The 17,390-nt window shown below is 62.7% G+C and carries 12 protein-coding genes; 3 read left to right on the top strand and 9 right to left on the bottom strand.

Annotation, left to right across the window (positions count from 1 at the left end):
* The first annotated feature begins 537 nt into the window (after positions 1-537).
* Positions 538-744 (top strand): cold-shock protein, encoded by a 207-nt coding sequence (locus AOG28_RS13245; protein ID WP_043334489.1) that lies wholly within the window; start codon positions 538-540, stop codon positions 742-744.
* Between the two features lie 265 nt (positions 745-1,009).
* Here the strand turns inward: AOG28_RS13245 and gcvT are convergent, their stop codons facing one another.
* Together gcvT and AOG28_RS13255 are read right to left on the bottom strand one after the other, a co-directional pair.
* Positions 1,010-2,143, bottom strand: a complete 1,134-nt coding sequence (gcvT, locus tag AOG28_RS13250) for a glycine cleavage system aminomethyltransferase GcvT (RefSeq protein ID WP_054556755.1) — start codon at positions 2,141-2,143, stop codon at positions 1,010-1,012.
* A 209-nt stretch (positions 2,144-2,352) separates the two neighbouring features.
* Positions 2,353-3,714: an alanine/glycine:cation symporter family protein gene (locus AOG28_RS13255; RefSeq protein WP_225996440.1), complete on the bottom strand. Its 1,362-nt coding sequence runs from the start codon at positions 3,712-3,714 to the stop codon at positions 2,353-2,355.
* Between the two features lie 875 nt (positions 3,715-4,589).
* Here AOG28_RS13255 and gcvH point away from each other — a divergent pair.
* Positions 4,590-4,982, top strand: a complete 393-nt coding sequence (gene gcvH / locus AOG28_RS13260) for a glycine cleavage system protein GcvH (protein ID WP_043334495.1) — start codon at positions 4,590-4,592, stop codon at positions 4,980-4,982.
* Between the two features lie 311 nt (positions 4,983-5,293).
* A complete protein-coding gene (gcvP, locus tag AOG28_RS13265; protein WP_054556756.1) occupies positions 5,294-8,188 on the top strand; it encodes an aminomethyl-transferring glycine dehydrogenase in 2,895 nt (964 codons plus the stop codon).
* Positions 8,189-8,357: 169 nt separating this feature from the next.
* Here gcvP and AOG28_RS13270 read toward each other — a convergent pair whose 3' ends face one another.
* The 7 genes from AOG28_RS13270 to AOG28_RS13300 all read right to left on the bottom strand — a co-directional run bounded on the left by AOG28_RS13270 (position 8,358) and on the right by AOG28_RS13300 (position 16,990).
* Positions 8,358-10,010, bottom strand: coding sequence for an ABC transporter substrate-binding protein (locus tag AOG28_RS13270; protein WP_225348116.1), 1,653 nt, complete (start codon positions 10,008-10,010; stop codon positions 8,358-8,360).
* 329 nt (positions 10,011-10,339) lie between these two features.
* Positions 10,340-12,403, bottom strand: coding sequence for a DUF4955 domain-containing protein (locus tag AOG28_RS13275; protein ID WP_152965423.1), 2,064 nt, complete (start codon positions 12,401-12,403; stop codon positions 10,340-10,342).
* A 167-nt stretch (positions 12,404-12,570) separates the two neighbouring features.
* Positions 12,571-12,843, bottom strand: coding sequence for a DUF2160 domain-containing protein (locus AOG28_RS13280; RefSeq protein WP_043334560.1), 273 nt, complete (start codon positions 12,841-12,843; stop codon positions 12,571-12,573).
* 73 nt (positions 12,844-12,916) lie between these two features.
* On the bottom strand, positions 12,917-13,717 hold the full coding sequence (locus AOG28_RS13285; RefSeq protein ID WP_043334505.1) for a carbohydrate ABC transporter permease: 801 nt from the start codon (positions 13,715-13,717) through the stop codon (positions 12,917-12,919).
* An 11-nt stretch (positions 13,718-13,728) separates the two neighbouring features.
* Positions 13,729-14,598 carry a carbohydrate ABC transporter permease gene (locus tag AOG28_RS13290; RefSeq protein ID WP_043334509.1) on the bottom strand — a complete coding sequence of 290 codons (870 nt, stop codon included), beginning with the start codon at positions 14,596-14,598 and terminating at the stop codon, positions 13,729-13,731.
* The gene (locus tag AOG28_RS13295; protein WP_082388790.1) at positions 14,598-15,836 is read right to left on the bottom strand and encodes an ABC transporter ATP-binding protein; all 1,239 of its coding nucleotides are present in this window, start codon (positions 15,834-15,836) and stop codon (positions 14,598-14,600) included. Before AOG28_RS13295 ends, AOG28_RS13290 begins: the two co-directional genes overlap by 1 nt.
* Entirely contained in the window at positions 15,836-16,990 is a 1,155-nt protein-coding gene (locus AOG28_RS13300) for an ABC transporter ATP-binding protein (protein ID WP_054556759.1), read from the bottom strand. Before AOG28_RS13300 ends, AOG28_RS13295 begins: the two co-directional genes overlap by 1 nt.
* Positions 16,991-17,390: the final 400 nt, after the last annotated feature.

A 17,390-nucleotide genomic window follows, 5' to 3' on the forward strand; every position in this document is an offset into this window, starting at 1 on the left:
ACGGCCCCAACATCCCACGGATTTTTGCCGACTCTTTTGAGGAAAATCTCTCATGATGTGGTGGGCGCATCACATCCTCTCTCCGAGAGCCTTGATGGTTTCGACGCCATCCGCCGGCAGCGCTGCCATCGCTGCCGGCTTTTTTGTGTCCATCGCCCGCCATACGGGGCTTTGCGCCATTCAAACCCCTATACAAGCAAAGCCGCACTATGGTCTTTTTCCTACAGGCGTCATCGCTCACATCAAGATAACGGGATAAAAAAAAGCGGACTCCCTGCCCTCGGTGTGGCGAAATTCTCAGCACTATTGGCACGGCTTTGCGGGCGAATTCTGCGCACGATTATTAGGCAAAAGGATAAGTTTTTGATATTTCATTTGACCTTGACGCCCGAGCAGCGCAGTATTGCTCTCGTTGGTTAGCAAGTCGAATATCGTCAGTCGTGATCGAAGCACTTCGGTACCTGGTGTATATCCTCCTTGTTTTACCCACGTTTATCGGGTAACTCCCGGCAATATCATCAGTAAGGAATTACGATCATGGCAACTGGCACAGTCAAGTGGTTCAACGACACCAAAGGTTTCGGCTTCATTTCTCCGGACGACAACGGTGACGACCTGTTCGCACACTTCTCCGAAATCCAGGCTGAAGGCTTCAAGTCTCTGCAAGACGGTCAGAAGGTCTCCTTCGACGTCACCCAGGGCAAGAAAGGCCTCCAGGCCGCTAACATCAAGCTGATCGACTAAGCTTTGATTTTAGCTGGAAGAGGCTAACCCCTCCTCCGACAGAAAAGCCCGCTTCGGCGGGCTTTTCTGCGTCTGGCGTTCGCGCACGCCGCAGGGTATCGCATCCCTCCGCATGCCCGAGTGCCAGACATGAAAAAAGGGACTGCCTGGGCAGTCCCTTTTTCGTTTCTCTTCCTTTTCGCATCTCTTCAAGGCGCTGCTACCCGCGACGGGTCGTCACGCCTCGCAGCGAGCGCTGACTGTGGCTCACCTGGCCACGGTGCGCTTACCCCCGATAGTAGCGCTGCTCGACGAACGGCATCTTCGTCACCGTCATCGGCAGACGCTTGCCACGCACATCGGCAAACACTTCGGTCTCGAGTGCGCTGTGAGCGATGCTCACATAGCCCATCGCCACCGGCTTGCCATAGGTCGGCCCGAAGCTGCCGGAGGTCACCACACCGATACGGTTGTCCTGGGCATCATAGAGCTCAGCCCCTTCGCGGATAGGCGCACGCCCCTGGGCGACCAGTCCCACCCGCTTGCGGGTGTGATCCTTGTTGGCGATCTGGGTCAGGATGACATCGGCCCCCGGGAAGCCGCCTTCACGCTCACCGCCCTGACGACGCACCTTGCCCAACGCCCAGATCAGGCTGCCTTCCACCGGTGAGGTGGTGGTATCGAGATCGTGACCGTACAGGCACAGCCCCGCCTCGAGACGCAGTGAATCCCGCGCGCCAAGACCGATGAACTCTACCTCTTCCATCGCCAGCAACAGGCGCGCGAAGCGCTCTGCGTCGGCATCGGGCACGGAGATCTCGAAGCCATCCTCGCCGGTATAGCCACTGCGGCTGACCCAACACTCGATGCCCTCGATGGTGACGTGGGCATGATGCATGAAGGTCAGCTCGCAGGCCTCGGGCGACAGACGCTGCATCACCGCGTGAGCCATCGGCCCCTGCAGTGCGAGCAGCGCCCGATCATCCAGCACCTCAAGCTCGATATCCATCGGCAGGCCGACCCGCAGATGCGCGATGTCCTGATCCTTACAGGCAGCGTTCACCACCACGTAGAGGTGATCACCGCCATTGACGATCATCAGGTCATCCAGGATACCGCCAGTGTCGGAGGTCAGCAGGCCATAGCGCTGCATGCCCACCGGCAGGTCGATGATATCCGTCGGCACCAGGGCCTCCAGCGCCGCCTGCACATTCTCGCCCCGCAGGATCAACTGCCCCATGTGCGAGACATCGAACAGCCCTGCCTTGGCGCGAGTGTGTTCATGCTCCTTCTTGACGCCAAGCGGGTACTGCACGGGCATGGAATAGCCGGCGAACTCGACCATCCTGGCCCCCTGCTCGACATGCAGGTCATGAAGGGCGGTCTGCTTGAGACCCGTCACTGCGGCGGAATCGGACATCGTCATTCTCCAGGTTGGCTTGCGATGACTCTCAGAGATGGCGCCCGAACGGCACACGCTCTCTGGAGGCTTGTTGTCATGGGCACTGCTTTCAGGAGCCCTGCCGACTTGAACAGGGCGCCCTGCGCCTGCACCGCCCAGGTCAGGTGACCCGGGCGATGCAGAAGGCAGTCAGTGGCACGGTAGGGCCAGGCGAGTCATCAGGTCGTTCAGCGATCTTCGCCAGCCAGCACTTCCTTGCCATCAAAATAATCACGCGTCAGCTTGAAGACCACTGGCGACAGCAGCGCCAGACCGATCAGGTTCGGGATCGCCATCAGCGCATTGAAGGTGTCCGCCATCAGCCAGATCAGGTCGAGCTTGGCCATCGCGCCCAGCGGAATCGCGATCACGAACACGATGCGATACAGCATGATGGCACGCGTGCCGAACAGGTACTGGAAGCACTTCTCACCATAGAAGGACCAGCCAAGGATGGTGGTGAAGGCGAAGACCGCCAGCGCGATGGCCACCAGGTGGTTGCCCACCCCCGGCAGCGCCTGATCGAAGGACATCGAGGTCAGGGCCGCGCCGGTTTCCCCGGAAGACCACAGGCCGGAAGTGATGATCGCCAGCGCCGTGATGGTGCAGATGATGATGGTGTCGATGAAGGTCCCCAGCATCGCGACCAGACCCTGACGGACCGGGTTCTTGGTCTGCGCCGCCGCGTGGGCGATGGGCGCACTGCCCAGGCCCGCTTCATTGGAGAAGATACCGCGCGCCACACCGAAGCGGATGGCGGCCATCACCGCTGCCCCGGCAAAGCCGCCGGTAGCCGCGACCGGATTGAAGGCATAAGTGAAGATGAGGCCGAAGGCATGGCCGATCTGGTCGGCGTTGATCACCAGGATGATGATGCCGGCCAGGAAGTAGGCAATCGCCATGAACGGCACCAGCTTGCCCGCCACGCTGGAGATACGCTTGATGCCACCGAGAATCACGGCGCCGGCCAGCACCATCATCACCACACCGGAGACCCAGTGCGGGATGGCGAAGGACGTTTCCAGCGCATCCGCGACCGAGTTGGACTGCACGGTGTTGCCGATACCGAAGGCCGCGAAGCAACCGAAGAAGGCGAAGGCACCGCCCAGCCAGCCCCACTTGGCGCCCAGACCGTTGCGGATGTAGTACATCGGGCCGCCGACATGGTTGCCGGTGTCATCGACTTCACGATAACGCACGGCACACACGGCCTCGGCGTACTTGGTCGCCATGCCGACCAGCGCGGTGATCCACATCCAGAAGATCGCCCCCGGGCCACCCAGCGCGATGGCGGTTGCCACGCCCGCGATGTTGCCGGTACCGATGGTCGCGGACAGCGATGTCATCAGGGCATTGAAAGGAGAAATCTCGCCGTCGCCATCCTTGCCCGGCGCACGACCATTCCACAACAGCTTGAAGCCGGTACCCAACTTGCGAAGCGGCATGCCCTTGAGGCCTGCCTGAAGATAGAAGCCGACCCCGAGCAGCAGGATCAGCATCAATGGGCCCCAGACGACGCCATTAATGGCACTAAAGACGGAACTGATCATTTCCACGCAGATTTCCTCCGCTGAATTGTTGTTATCACACGATGCGCAGTGACTCGTGGCGGTGCCATCCCCAGGCGGGTGATCGACCCGCGACGAGCCTCCCACGGCATTTTCACCGTTGGGACAGCTCACATTAGCGGAAGCTATCTCACTTCACTAGCCCAACAGGGCTTTACGCTGGCAGGTGAGGCAATCATTGCGTAAAAAGTACGATGAGACTGCGCCAACTCGCATGTTTCATCGCCTCATCGTGTCTTCTGGCAGCAGATCCTGCGCCGGGTGATCTCGAGACTGGCGAAAAAAGTCTCACAACAAACCGAGCCGAATGTCGAACCAAAAGCCGAGCCGTATGCCCGGCGCGGTAACCCTCAGGTAAAGACTCTCTCAGCGCCACCAGCGCTCTCATAAAGTTCGCTCTGCTTGAACGCATCAGGCATTGACAGCCGGGTCTTCACGACACAACATGGAAACAAGTTTCCGATAAGAAACTGTCGGCACCATAACGCGAGTTTGAGCGCCTCGCAACAGTGACCCGGACATCCTCGCCCACTGGCGCGACCGGTCTCCCGCGCTGCTGCAATGCACTCAACCTCTCACGAGGTGTCACGGCGCGCTGGAAAGGCGCTGGGCGGCCTGGCCAGCGATGCACCGCCATGGGCTAGGCAGGCCCGTGATGGCGGGCTTCATGAGTGAACCACGCAAGACACTGGACGCCCGAAGAGTGACAGACCACGATAGAGGTACGGCCGTCAGCAATACACGCCCAAAGTCGTAGCATCACGCGGCAGTCTGCCACTGCCACACGCCGGGACCTTGGGGCATAATGACGTACCGATTCCCTGAATCAGAAAATCTTTTCACATAGGAAAACACTCATGAGCAATATTCCCGCCACGCTGAAGTACACCGAGAGTCACGAGTGGGTTCAGGACAACGGTGATGGCACCGTGACCATCGGGATCACCGACCACGCCCAAGAAGCGCTGGGCGATGTCGTCTTCGTCGAACTGCCGGAAGTCGGCCGTGAGCTGGCGCTGGAAGAAGAGTTCGGGGTCATCGAGTCCGTCAAGGCGGCCTCTGATCTGTACGCGCCGCTGGCCGGTGAAGTCATCGCCGTCAACGAGAGCCTCGAAGACGCGCCGGAATCCGTCAACGAAAGCCCCTATGACGATGCCTGGATTCTGAAGATGAAGGTCGCTGACAGCGCCGAACTCGACAAGCTGCTCGACGCTGATGCCTATTCTCAGCTGGTCGAAAGCGAAGCCTGATCGCCGTCAACCTCCTGTCCATGCCGCAGACGCTCAGGGCAGGAGGTTTCAGCGCCTTTCCGCGCTCGCATAAAATCGCACTCGCGCACAGCCACCCTCGTGACTGCGCCACCCCGTTTCGATGGCACGACACCCCTGACGCGACTGCCCTTGCAGGTCGCGCGGGGAGTGAAGCAACTGCAGCATGCTCGGCAGTGATGTCGATGCCCCCATGATTCCCGACGCCCTGCCCGCAGCTTCCTCGCTGGCACGGTGATGTTCCTCCCGCGGACTGCCCTCTGCAGTCCCCGTTGCAGCACAGGATTTCTTGCATGGCTCACGAGACGCTTACCCTGGCCCAGCTGGCCGGACACGACGATTTCATCTCCCGCCACAATGGGCCGACCGATGCCAATGTGACGCGCATGTTGGCGACGCTGGGCGAAGAGAGCATCGCCACGCTCATCGACCGCACGGTGCCCACCGCCATTCGTCTGGGCCGTGAGCTGGATCTCGAAGGGCCACGCACGGAATCCGAAGCACTGGACTACCTGAAGCGCCTCGCGCGTCAGAACAAGGTGTTCAAGACCTATATCGGCCAGGGTTACCACAACACCCACCTGCCGGCGGTCATCCAGCGCAACGTACTGGAAAATCCGGGCTGGTACACCGCCTATACGCCGTATCAGCCGGAAATCGCCCAGGGTCGTCTCGAAGGGCTGCTCAACTTCCAGCAGGCGGTAATGGACCTGACCGGCATGGAGCTGGCCAACGCCAGCCTGCTGGACGAAGCCACCGCCGCTGCCGAGGCCATGGCGCTGTGTCAGCGCGGCAACAAGAAGAGCAAGAGCAAGCGCTTCTTCATCGCCGATGACGTGCTGCCGCAGACCCTGGACGTCATGCGCACCCGCGCCGACTACTTCGGCTTCGAGCTGATCATCGATGCCGCCGAGAACGTCGGCGAGCACGACATCTTCGGCGCCCTCTTCCAGTATCCGGGCAACACCGGTCAGGTGCGCGACCTCGCGCCGCTGCTGGACGCCGCGCGCGCCAATGGCGCGATGAGCGTGGTAGCCGCCGACCTGCTGAGCCTGGTGCTGCTCAAGTCGCCGGGCAGCCTCGGCGCCGACATCGTCGTCGGTACCTCCCAGCGCTTCGGCGTGCCGATGGGCTTCGGCGGCCCGCACGCGGCCTTCTTCGCCACCACCGACAAGCTCAAGCGCTCCATCCCGGGCCGCATCATCGGCGTCTCCAAGGACTCGCGCGGCAACCCGGCACTGCGCATGGCGATGCAGACCCGCGAGCAGCACATCCGCCGCGAGAAGGCGACCTCCAACATCTGTACCGCCCAGGCGCTGCTGGCCAACATCGCCGGCTTCTACGCTGTCTATCACGGTGCCGAGGGCCTCAAGCGCATCGCCACCCGCGTGCATCGCCTGACCAGCATTCTCGCCGAGGGCGTCAGCCGCTGCGGCATGGCACTGGCCCACGACAGCTGGTTCGATGCCATCACCGTGACCGGCGTGGATGAGGGCAAGATCCACGGTCGCGAGCTGACCCATGAGATCAACCTGCGCCACCACGGCGACGGCCGCATCACCATCAACCTCGACGAGACCACCACCGCCGCTGATGTCGGCGTGCTGTTCGACGTGCTGCTCGGCGAGGAGCACGGCCTGTCCGTCGCCGCGCTGGATCAGGACCTGCTGGCCAAGGGCGCAAGCGCGATTCCGGCGGCCTGCCAGCGTGACAGCGACTTCCTGACCCACCCGACCTTCAGCCGCTACCACTCGGAAACCGAGATGCTGCGCTACCTGAAGCGCCTGGAGAACAAGGACCTGTCGCTGACCCACGCGATGATTCCGCTGGGCAGCTGCACTATGAAGCTGAACGCCACCACCGAGATGATCCCGGTGACCTGGCCCGAATTCGCCAACGTCCACCCCTTCGCACCGTCGGATCAGGTGGTCGGCTACAAGCAGATGATCGATGAGCTGTCGGCCTTCCTGGTCGAGATCACCGGCTACGACGCCATCTCCATGCAGCCGAACTCCGGCGCGCAGGGGGAATACGCAGGGCTGGTCGCGATCCGTCGCTACCAGGCCTCCATCGGCGAAGGCGAACGCGACATCTGCCTGATCCCCAGCTCCGCCCACGGCACCAACCCGGCCTCGGCCGCGATGGCCGCCATGAAGGTGGTGGTGGTCGAGTGTGACGCCAACGGCAACATCGACATCGCCGACCTGCGCGCCAAGGCCGAGCAGCACAGCGATAAGCTGTCCGCGATCATGATCACCTACCCGTCCACCCACGGCGTGTTCGAGGAAACCGTGCGCGAGGCCTGTCAGGTCGTTCACGATCACGGCGGCCAGGTCTACATCGACGGCGCCAACATGAACGCCCAGGTCGGCATCTGCCGCCCGGGTGACTTCGGCGGCGATGTCTCGCACCTCAACCTGCACAAGACCTTCTGCATTCCCCACGGCGGCGGCGGCCCGGGCATGGGCCCGATCGGCATCAAGGCCCACCTGGCGCCGTTCGTCTCCAACCATGTGGTCACCCCGCTGGAAGGCGTGAAGCCGGAATGCACCGCCGTCTCGGCCGCCGCCTTCGGTTCCGCGGCGATCCTGCCGATCTCCTGGGCCTACATCAAGATGATGGGCGCGCAGGGGCTGCGTGAAGCCACCGAGCTTGCGATCCTCAACGCCAACTACATCGCCACGCGTCTCGATGGGCACTATCCGGTGCTCTATCGCGGCAAGAACGGCACCGTGGCACATGAGTGCATCATCGATATCCGCCCGCTGAAGGCCGCTTCCGGCATCAGCGAGGAAGACATCGCCAAGCGCCTGATCGACTACGGCTTCCACGCGCCGACCATGTCGTTCCCGGTGGCGGGCACTCTGATGGTCGAGCCCACCGAGTCCGAGTCGCTCTACGAGATCGACCGTTTCTGTGAGGCGATGATCGCGATTCGCGCCGAGATCACCCGTGTCGAGCAAGGCGAGTGGACACTGGAAGACAACCCGCTGGTGCACGCGCCGCATACCCAGGCCGACCTGATGGACGCCGAGTGGACGCGCAGCTACTCCCGCGAGATCGGTGCCTTCCCCAGCGAGCACGTCAAGGCCGCCAAGCAATGGCCGGCGGTCAACCGGGTCGACAACGTGCACGGCGATCGTCAGTTGATCTGCTCGTGCCCGAGCATCGATCTCTACCGTGATTGAGAGCCGTGATTGAAAGCCGCGATTGAGAGCCAGCAATGAGGCGGTGATGAAACACTGTCGCTGATCGCTCTGGCACAAAAACGCCCCTGCCGGGAAACCGGCAGGGGCGTTGTCGTTGCTGCAGCCTTTCAGCAGGCTGTTCGATGGCGCACTGTCGCGCCAGTCGCGATTACTCCTTCCAGCTCTTGAGCAGCTCGTCGTAGGCGATGGTCTCGCCCTTGGGCTTCTCGTTGTCCAGCTTGGCCTTCGGCGCACCCGGCTGGGCGAACCAGTACTCCGCATCACGCTCCTCGTTGAGCTTCGGCCCACAGTTGTCCATCACCTTGGCGCGCTCGAGACGCTCGAGAATGCGGTCCTGCGCCTTGGCCAGGCCATCGAGGGCTTCCTGCGGCGTGGCTTCGCCACTGGCGGCCTGGGAGATGTACTGCCACCACAGCTGGGCAAGCTTGGGATAATCCGGCACGTTGGTGCCGGTCGGCGACCACTGCACCCGCGCCGGGCTGCGATAGAACTCGACCAGACCGCCCAGCTTCGGCGCGGCATCGGTCATCGCCTGAGACTGGATATCCGACTCGCGGATCGGCGTCAGCCCTTCCAGGGTCTTCTTGAGCGAGACGGTCTTGGCGGTGACGAATTGCGCGTACAGCCAGGCCGCGTGACGATTCTTCTCCGGGGTGGAATCGAAGAAGGTCCAGGCGCCCACGTCCTGATAGCCAAGCTTCATGCCCTCTTCCCAGTACGGGCCATGCGGCGACGGCGCCATGCGCCACTTCGGGGTGCCATCGTCGTTGACCACCGGCAGGCCATCCCGCGTCATGTCGGCGGTGAAGGCGGTGTACCAGAAGATCTGCTGGGCGATGTTGCCCTGGGACGGCACCGGACCGGACTCGGAGAAGGTCATGCCCTGGGCTTCCGGCGGTGCGTACTTGCCCAGCCAGTCGACATACTTGGTGGTGGCATAGACGGCCGCCGGGCCGTTGGCCGCGCCGCCACGTGTCACCGAGGAGCCCACCGGCTGACATTCCTCGACACGAATGCCCCACTCATCCACCGGCAGGCCATTGGGCAGGCCCTTGTCGCCGGCACCCGCCATGGAGAACCAGGCATCGGTGAAGCGCCAGCCGAGTGACGGGTCCTTCTTGCCGTAATCCATGTGGCCATAGACCCGCTCACCGTCGATTTCCTTGACGTCATTGGTGAAGAAGTCGGCGATGTCCTCATAGGCCGACCAGTTGACCGGCACCCCCAGCTCGTAGCCGTACTTGTCCTTGAACTGCTTCTTCAAATCTTCGCGTTCGAACCAGTCGGCACGGAACCAGTAGAGGTTGGCGAACTGCTGGTCCGGCAGCTGATAGAGCTTGTCATCCGGGCCGGTGGTGAAATCCAGCCCGATGAAGTCATCCAGGTCCAGCGTCGGCGAGGTGAAGGCCTTGCCATCGCCTTCCATCATGTCGCTGATCGGCACGACCTTCCCATAGCGGAAATGCGTGCCGATCAGGTCGGAGTCGTTGACGTAGCCATCGTAGATATTGCGCCCGGACTGCATCTGGGTCTGCAGTTTCTCGATGACGTCGCCTTCCTGGATCAAGTCGTGGGTCAGCTTGATGCCGGTGATCTCGCTGAAGGCCTTGGCCAGCACCTTGGACTCGTATTCATGGGTGGTCAGGGTTTCCGAGGCCACCTTGATTTCCATGCCGCGAAGCGGTTCAGCGGCCTTGATGAACCATTCGAGCTCGGACATCTGCTCGTCCTTGCTCAGCGTGGAGGGTGAGAACTCCTGATCGATCCATTTCCTTGCCGCATCCTGATACTGATCGGCCATGGCCTGACTGGAAAGGCCGGCGAGCCCCGCCGCCGTGGCGAAGGCGATGGCGTAACGCAGGCGTGCGGGTCGAATGATGTGCTGACTCATGGGATGTCCCTTCATTGGCGTTATTGTTGTGTCGCGTCTTCCAACAACCACTTCCGTCAATCACGTGTCGCGCGGCGTCATTCGCCGCCTTGCTTGCTCTCGGTGCTGCTCGTCCTCCTGCCGCTGCGATCGGCTGTCGTTGGCTGCTGCTCTGTTGTTCTTGCTGCTCTGTTGTCCTTGCTGACCTGATTGCTCTGCTGCGCTGATGCCCTGATGCACTGATACTCAGCGGCTTGCTGTCACTCTCGCGTCTCCTGCAGCAGCTCGCGCTGGGCGCGGTAGAGCGAGGCGGGCTTCACGGCCTCGCCCGGCGACTCGACGCGTGCCTGCAAGGCATCCATCGGCGGCAAGGGGTCATACTCGGTCACGCCCTTGGCATTCATCACCCGGACATAGTCATGGCGATTGGCGATGCCCAACGCATGCCCGGTCGCCCCGACGACTGTCGGCATGATCACCTTGCCGAAGTGAGAATCGGCGCGCATGAAGTGCCAGGCAGCATGTGGCTTGCCGGTATTGACCGGATTCCACAGCACCAGCCCGCGCAGATGATTGGGCTGATGGCCGACACTGGCGCCCCAGCGGTCGCGCACATGACCGCCACGCTTGCGATCGAACACGTTGTCGCGCGATTGCTGACCATGCAGCTCGATACCACTGTCACCGGCGTGCTCCAGTTCAAGGTAGACGTTATGGGTCGCGTAGCGGGCCACCCCGGGCGCATGCCAGGCATGACTTTGGTCGACTACCTGGCGGGCCAGTACCTGATTGCTGTCACTGATCGTCATCGCGATATGCCCGGGCTTGCCGGTCATCGTCACGTCTTCGAGTGTCAGCTGTGAGCTGTGGCGCACCTTCACCCCCTGATTGAAACTGTCGAGCCGTACGTCACGTACCCAGCCATCCGTGATGCCATCCAGGTCCAGAAGGCCGAAGCCGCTGTCATCCTCGGCACTGCGGTGATGCTTGAAGTGCCCCCGCCAGTTGCCATTGAGCGTGATGCCCTGCACCCCGACTTCCCGCGCCGGGTGCAGGCGTGCGATGCGCCACTGCTCACCGGGAAAGCGTTCATGCACCACCGGCAACGAGAGCGTGAGACGCTTGCCGTCACGTGCCACCACGCGATAGCGCGCCCGCTTGATCACTCCGTCACGCTCGATCAACCAGCGTGACTCGCCGGTGCTGGCGTCCTTTTCCATCTGATAGGGCGCCAGGGCACGGGCCACTGCCTCAGGCCGCTTGTCGATGCTCTCCAGCAGCACCTCATCGCCTGGCGCGAGCGCTGCGCCATCTGTCTCATCCGCCTCATCCGCCTCATCCGCCAGCGTGATCGCGTCCTGCGTATCCGCCGGCTGCCGGTGGCTCGTCGGCGTGACGGCTTGCCATTCTTCCTGCTTGCCACCCTCGGCCAGATTGCCCAGATGCAGCAGCCAGGGAGTGCTCCAGTACCAGCTGGCGTGCAACGGCAGCATCGGCCGGGTCTGCTTGAGGTGCGTGACATCACTGCCCGCGCCCATCAAGGTCCAATGACTGCCTGCCAGACTCAAACCCTGCATCTTGAGCAATGCCTCGCGCAGCGCCTGCTGGCGTTCTGCATCCGCCACCGCGGCTTTCAGTGCCACCAGGCGGGAGTAAAACCAGTCGCGCTCGGCTGCCCCATACACCACGTAATCCCCCGCCGGGAAATACAGCACGCCGCGGCGCGCCGGGCGGTCAGCGTCATCACTGCCCTGACGTTGCCAGTCACGCATGGCGGCATGCGCCTTGAGGATCGCGCGGCGATCACTCAGGGTGTCACTGCCATCCGCGCCGTAGGCCGTGACATCGAACCGGCGCAGCGCGCCCTTTTCGCTCTCACCTGCCGTGCCCTTTGCTGCCGAGCCCTTATCTGACGCTTCACCAGCATCACGCGGCTCGAGCTCAAGCGCCGGAAGTGCTTCGCCCTGGTGGTAGCCGGCGCGGGAAACGTCAGGCAGTGGCAGTGGCTTGCGCGCCTCGGGTGGGCGGGTCTGATTGGCCTGCCACACGCGCTGATACTGCTGCCACAATGTTGATTGCCCTGCATCTTCCGCCTCGCCATCCCCGACCTGCTGATCAGGCGTCGCGGTGCCCGGATTGTCGAGCGGTGTACCAGCCCACCAACCGAGGGCGACAACGCAGGCAATGCTCAGCCCTGTCACGCCCGCCCAGAGACGACGGCGGTTCTTGCTCGGCGAGGGAGAGTCGCCATGTGAAGCGCCATGTAAAGCACCCTTTGAAGCACTATCAGTAGACGAGCGATGCGGTGAGCGAGATGACGACATGCAACGAGATTCCAGAGCGGCGAATGTCACTGGCGGATGCCAGTCAGAACCGCTTGGGACTCCCCTCAGGCTGTCCGGTTCCGTGTTGCCACCGGGCGACGCTGCCTGTCGTCAGCGCTCTCTCCTCTTCACATCTCCCCGCATGTCATCCCCACTTCATCCCCACTTCATCCCCACTTCATCAACACCAGCATCCAGACGACACACACGATGCTGATCATCCACAGCACCTGATCGGTAAAGCCCAACCACAGCAGATGCAGCCAGCCGCTGGAGAGCAGCCCGATGAACAGTCTGTCGCCCCGCGTGGTCGCGATGGGCAGAAATCCCTGACGACTCAGCGTCGGGGTCACGAACTGCCAGGCGGTCATGCCCAGCAGCAGGGTGCCGATACCGGCAAAGAAGAGTGACGTGGGCAGTGTCCAGGCCATCCATTCCATCATCATGTCCTCTTGTGGGCCGCCAGCAGGGACTTGCTGACGGCAATGACAGCGGCGCTCGGCCTGGTGACGATCACACCCGGCCCAGGGCGAAGCCCTTGGCGACATGGTTGCGCACGAAGTAGATCACCAGAATGCCGGGAATCAGCGTCAGGGCACCGGCGGCAGCCAGCACGCCCCAGTCGATGCCCGAGGCCGAGACCGTTCGCGTCATCACCGCCGCTATCGGTTTCGCCTCCGTCGAGGTCAGGGTTCGCGCCAGCAGCAGCTCCACCCACGAGAACATGAAGCAGAAGAAGGCGGTCACCCCGATGCCCGGGCGAATCATCGGAATGAACAGCGTCAGGAAGAAGCGCGGGAAGCTGTAGCCGTCGATATAGGCCGTCTCATCGATCTCCTTGGGCACGCCGGACATGAAGCCTTCCAGAATCCAGACCGCCAGCGGCACGTTGAACAGACAGTGCGCGAGTGCCACCGCCAGCGGAGTATCAAACAGCCCCACCGAGGAATAGAGCTGGAAGAACGGCAGCAGGAAGACCGCCGGCGGCGCCATGCGATTGGTCAGCAGCCAGAAGAACAGATGCTTGTCGCCCAGGAAGCGATAGCGCGAGAAGGCATAGGCCGCCGGCAGCGCCACCGCCAGCGAGATGAGCATGTTGAGCACCACGTAGCTCATCGAGTTGAGGTAGCCCATGTACCAGCTGGGGTCGGTGAAGATCACCCGATAGTTGTCGAAGGTGAAGTTCTCGGGCCACAGGGTCAGGCCGCCGAGAATCTCCTGATTCGACTTGAAGGACATGATCAGCAGCCAGTAGATCGGCACCAGCAGGAACAGCAGATAGATCGTCATTACCAGACGCTTGCGTGTGGTCATCACTCGTCTCCTCAGGCGTCGTCACTGTCCTGATGGGTCATGGCGGTATAGAACAGCCACGAGACCAGCAGGATGATGAGGAAGTAGATCAGCGAGAAGGCAGCGGCACGTCCGAGATCGAACTGGCCGATCGCCATCTGGGTCAAGGTCTGGGACAGGAAGGTGGTGGTGGTACCCGGCCCGCCACCGGTGAGCACGAAGGGCTCGGTGTAGATCATGAAGCTGTCCATGAAGCGCAGCATGATGCCGATCAACAGCACGCTCTTGAGCTTGGGCAGCTGGATGTAGCGGAACACGGCCCAGGGCGAGGCACGGTCGATACGCGCGGCCTGGTAATAGACATCGGGTATGGCACGCAGCCCCGAATAGCACAGCAGCGCCACCAGCGACGTCCAGTGCCAGACATCCATCACCAGCACCGTCACCCAGGCGTCTGCCGGATTGGAGGCGTAGTTGTAGTCGATGCCCAGCTGGCCCAGTGCCCAGCCGTAGAGTCCGATGTCCTCACGACCGATGATCTGCCAGATGGTGCCGACCACGTTCCAGGGAATCAGCAGCGGCAAGGCCAGCAGAATCATGCACAGCGAGACCATGAAGCCCTTGCGCGGCATCGAGAGCGCCACGGCGATCCCCAGCGGAATCTCGATGGCCAGCACCGCGAAGGAATAGACGAACTGGCGGATCAGCGAGTCGTGCAGGCGCTCGTCACGCAGGATCTCGCGATACCACTCGGTGCCGACGAAGAAGCGCGTGGAGGGATCGAAGATGTCCTGCACCGAGTAGTTGACCACCGTCATCATCGGGATGATGGCCGAGAACGCCACCACGATGACCACCGGCAGCACCAGCCACCAGGCGCGATTGTTGTGTGTGCGTTGCATCAGGCGTTTCCTCCCGGCCGCTGGTCATCTTCCCCTCTGACAGGGCCGCCACTCTCCCCTCTGGTAAAGCTGTCCGCCTCGCCGCTGTCGTGTGCGCCGGCTTGTGACAAGTCCAGCAGGTGCTCATCGAGATAGAAGCGCTGCCAGCGGGCCGGCAGGCGCAGACGCACGCGGCCTGTCGGCAGCGGCGCATCTTCCTCAATGCGCGCCTTGAACAGGCAGCCGCCGCCGATGTCGAGATCCACCACCTTGTAGGTCCCCAGGTCCTGCACCAGCGTGACCTGACCACTCAGCCAATGCTCGCGGGTGTCGGGAACCGCCGCCGCTGGTGAACTGTCGCTGGCCTCGAGCTCGACGAATTCGGGGCGAATGCCCAGCTTCAACTCGCCCTTGCGCTCCGCCAGTGTCGCCAGCAGCGCCCGTGGAAGATGCAGCAAGGGCGCTCCCTCCCCTGTGCCGAGCCGCACGCCCTGCGATTCCAGCGTGATGCTGGCCAGGTTCATGCCCGGCGAGCCGATGAAGTAGCCCACGAAGGTGTGAGCGGGGTCCTCGAACAGCTCGCGCGGGGTGCCGAACTGCACGATGCGGCCCTCGTACATCACCGCGATCTTGTCGGCGAAGGTCGAGGCCTCCAGCTGATCATGGGTGACGTAGACCATGGTGATGTTGAACTGCTCATGGATCTGCTTGAGCTTGCGGCGCAGCTTCCACTTGAGGTGGGGGTCGATGACCGTCAGTGGTTCATCGAACAGGATGGCGGCCACGTCATCGCGCACCAGGCCACGGCCCATCGAGACCTTCTGCTTCTCGTCAGCCGTCAGGTTGCTGGCACGCCGCGTCAGCAGGTCTTCCAGCTCCAGCACCTGGGCGATCTCACGCACCCGGGACTGCACCTTGTGCTCCGGCTGGCGCTGATTGCGCAGCGGGAAGGCCAGATTGTCGAAGACCGTCATGGTGTCGTAGACCACCGGGAACTGGAACACCTGGGCGATGTTGCGCTCTTCCGGCGGCAGCCGATTGACCACGCGATCATCGAAGCGCACCTCGCCCTCGGAGGGAGCCAGCAGCCCGGAGATGATGTTGAGCAGCGTGCTCTTGCCACACCCCGACGGGCCGAGCAGTGCATAGGCGCCGCCCTGCTGCCAGACATGATTCATGCGCCGGATGGCGTAATCACTGTCCGCGGTGGGCGCCGCCAGGTAGCTGTGCGCCAGATCATTGAGGTGTATTTCCGCCATCAGGCCAGCCCTCCGCCAGTCGTGGTGGGTCGCTCGGGCGAGCGGATCAGTGCCCCATCGCCATGCTGTTCCGCCCCGCCACCGCCATCGGCGGCATAGACGAACAGCTTGTGGGCGGGGGCATAGACGCGGATGGCATCATCCACGGCGAAGTCGTGGATGCCGGCCAGATGCAGGACCAGCGAGTGATCGGCATTGCTGACATGCAGGAAGGTCTCGGAGCCGGAGATCTCGGCGATATCCACCGTGACGGCGAACTCCAGATCATCATCGGCCAGCGGTGCCAGCCCCAGATGGCTGGGGCGGATACCGAAGCGGTAGGCCCCGCTCTCGATCCCCGCCAGTGGCGTGGGCAGCACGAAACGACTGCCCTGCTCGCCGGCACTGGCCGCGCCGGAGAACGCCAGCTCACGTCCGCGCACCTCGGCCTCGAACAGATTGATCTGCGGCTCGGAATAGAGCTTCGCCGCCTCGACACTCAGCGGATGATGGTAGACGGCCTCGGTAGGCCCGGACTGCAGCACCCGCCCTTCATGCATCAGCGTTGTGGTGCCGCCGAGTGCCAGCGCCTCGCCGGGCTCGGTAGTGGCGTAGACGGCAATGGTGTTGCGGGTCGCGAACAGGCTGCGCATCTCGTGGCGCAGTTCTTCGCGCAGCTTGTAGTCGAGATTGACCAGCGGCTCATCGAACAGCACCAGGTCGGCGTCCTTGACCAGCGCCCGCGCCATGGCCGTGCGCTGCTGCTGGCCACCGGACAGCTCCGCCGGCTGACGCGCAAGGAACTGCTCGATATGCAGCATCTCGGCGATCTCGTGCACGCGGCGGCGGATTTCCTCGGGCGCCATGCGCGCCAGCTTCAAAGGCGAGGCGATGTTGTCGTAGACGCTCAGGCTCGGGTAGTTGATGAACTGCTGATAGACCATCGAGATGTTGCGCTCGCGCACCGGACGACCGGTCACGTCCTCGCCGTTCATCACGATGCGCCCGTCACTGGGCACATCGAGACCCGCCATCAGGCGCATCAGCGACGTCTTGCCGGACAGGGTGCGTCCCAGCAGCACATTGAAGGAGCCGGGCTCGAAGGTCAGGTCCACCCTGTCGATATGGGTCTCGCGGCCAACCCGGCGGGTGACCGCCTCAAGGCTCAAGGACATGGCGCTGTCTCGTCTGGTGAAAGTCATCGGGGCAAGGACACGGCCAACCACTGCCGAGTGTTCACACCCACCTGGTGACTATCCTCAAGCGAACCCTGTGCCAGCCGCGCGCAACCCCCTGCCCACAGACACCCTCCTTCAGCCCTCGGAGGGCGCCGGATTCCGCTCTTCTGTCGATCATTCAGTTACTTGCCGGATGCGACCAAGGCAGGGGCAGACCATGGTCTAGCCCGTCATCCGCCGCGTCTGCCGCTACTCTGATGAACAGTGTCTGAACACTGGAGTCCTCGGAACTGAACACTCACCACGCACAAGTGAACATTGCCGTGAACACTCCCCCAGACCGAAAACAGCATCGATAACAGCACCCATAACAACAGAGGCCTGAAAGGCCCGCCGC

Origin of the sequence: Cobetia sp. UCD-24C (assembly GCF_001306765.1) — a bacterium.
Taxonomy (GTDB): domain Bacteria; phylum Pseudomonadota; class Gammaproteobacteria; order Pseudomonadales; family Halomonadaceae; genus Cobetia; species Cobetia amphilecti.

Bases quoted from the DNA above. Each gene is read 5' to 3' on its own strand.
- gcvT (WP_054556755.1), bottom strand. From the start codon at position 2,143: ATGTCCGATTCCGCCGCAGTGACGGGTCTCAAGCAGACCGCCCTTCAT.
- AOG28_RS13290 (WP_043334509.1), bottom strand. From the start codon at position 14,598: ATGCAACGCACACACAACAATCGCGCCTGGTGGCTGGTGCTGCCGGTG.
- AOG28_RS13295 (WP_082388790.1), bottom strand. From the start codon at position 15,836: ATGGCGGAAATACACCTCAATGATCTGGCGCACAGCTACCTGGCGGCG.
- AOG28_RS13275 (WP_152965423.1), bottom strand. From the start codon at position 12,403: ATGTCGTCATCTCGCTCACCGCATCGCTCGTCTACTGATAGTGCTTCA.
- gcvP (WP_054556756.1), top strand. From the start codon at position 5,294: ATGGCTCACGAGACGCTTACCCTGGCCCAGCTGGCCGGACACGACGAT.
- AOG28_RS13245 (WP_043334489.1), top strand. From the start codon at position 538: ATGGCAACTGGCACAGTCAAGTGGTTCAACGACACCAAAGGTTTCGGC.
- AOG28_RS13270 (WP_225348116.1), bottom strand. From the start codon at position 10,010: ATGGCCGATCAGTATCAGGATGCGGCAAGGAAATGGATCGATCAGGAG.
- gcvH (WP_043334495.1), top strand. From the start codon at position 4,590: ATGAGCAATATTCCCGCCACGCTGAAGTACACCGAGAGTCACGAGTGG.
- AOG28_RS13280 (WP_043334560.1), bottom strand. From the start codon at position 12,843: ATGGAATGGATGGCCTGGACACTGCCCACGTCACTCTTCTTTGCCGGT.
- AOG28_RS13285 (WP_043334505.1), bottom strand. From the start codon at position 13,717: ATGACCACACGCAAGCGTCTGGTAATGACGATCTATCTGCTGTTCCTG.
- AOG28_RS13300 (WP_054556759.1), bottom strand. From the start codon at position 16,990: ATGTCCTTGAGCCTTGAGGCGGTCACCCGCCGGGTTGGCCGCGAGACC.
- AOG28_RS13255 (WP_225996440.1), bottom strand. From the start codon at position 3,714: ATGATCAGTTCCGTCTTTAGTGCCATTAATGGCGTCGTCTGGGGCCCA.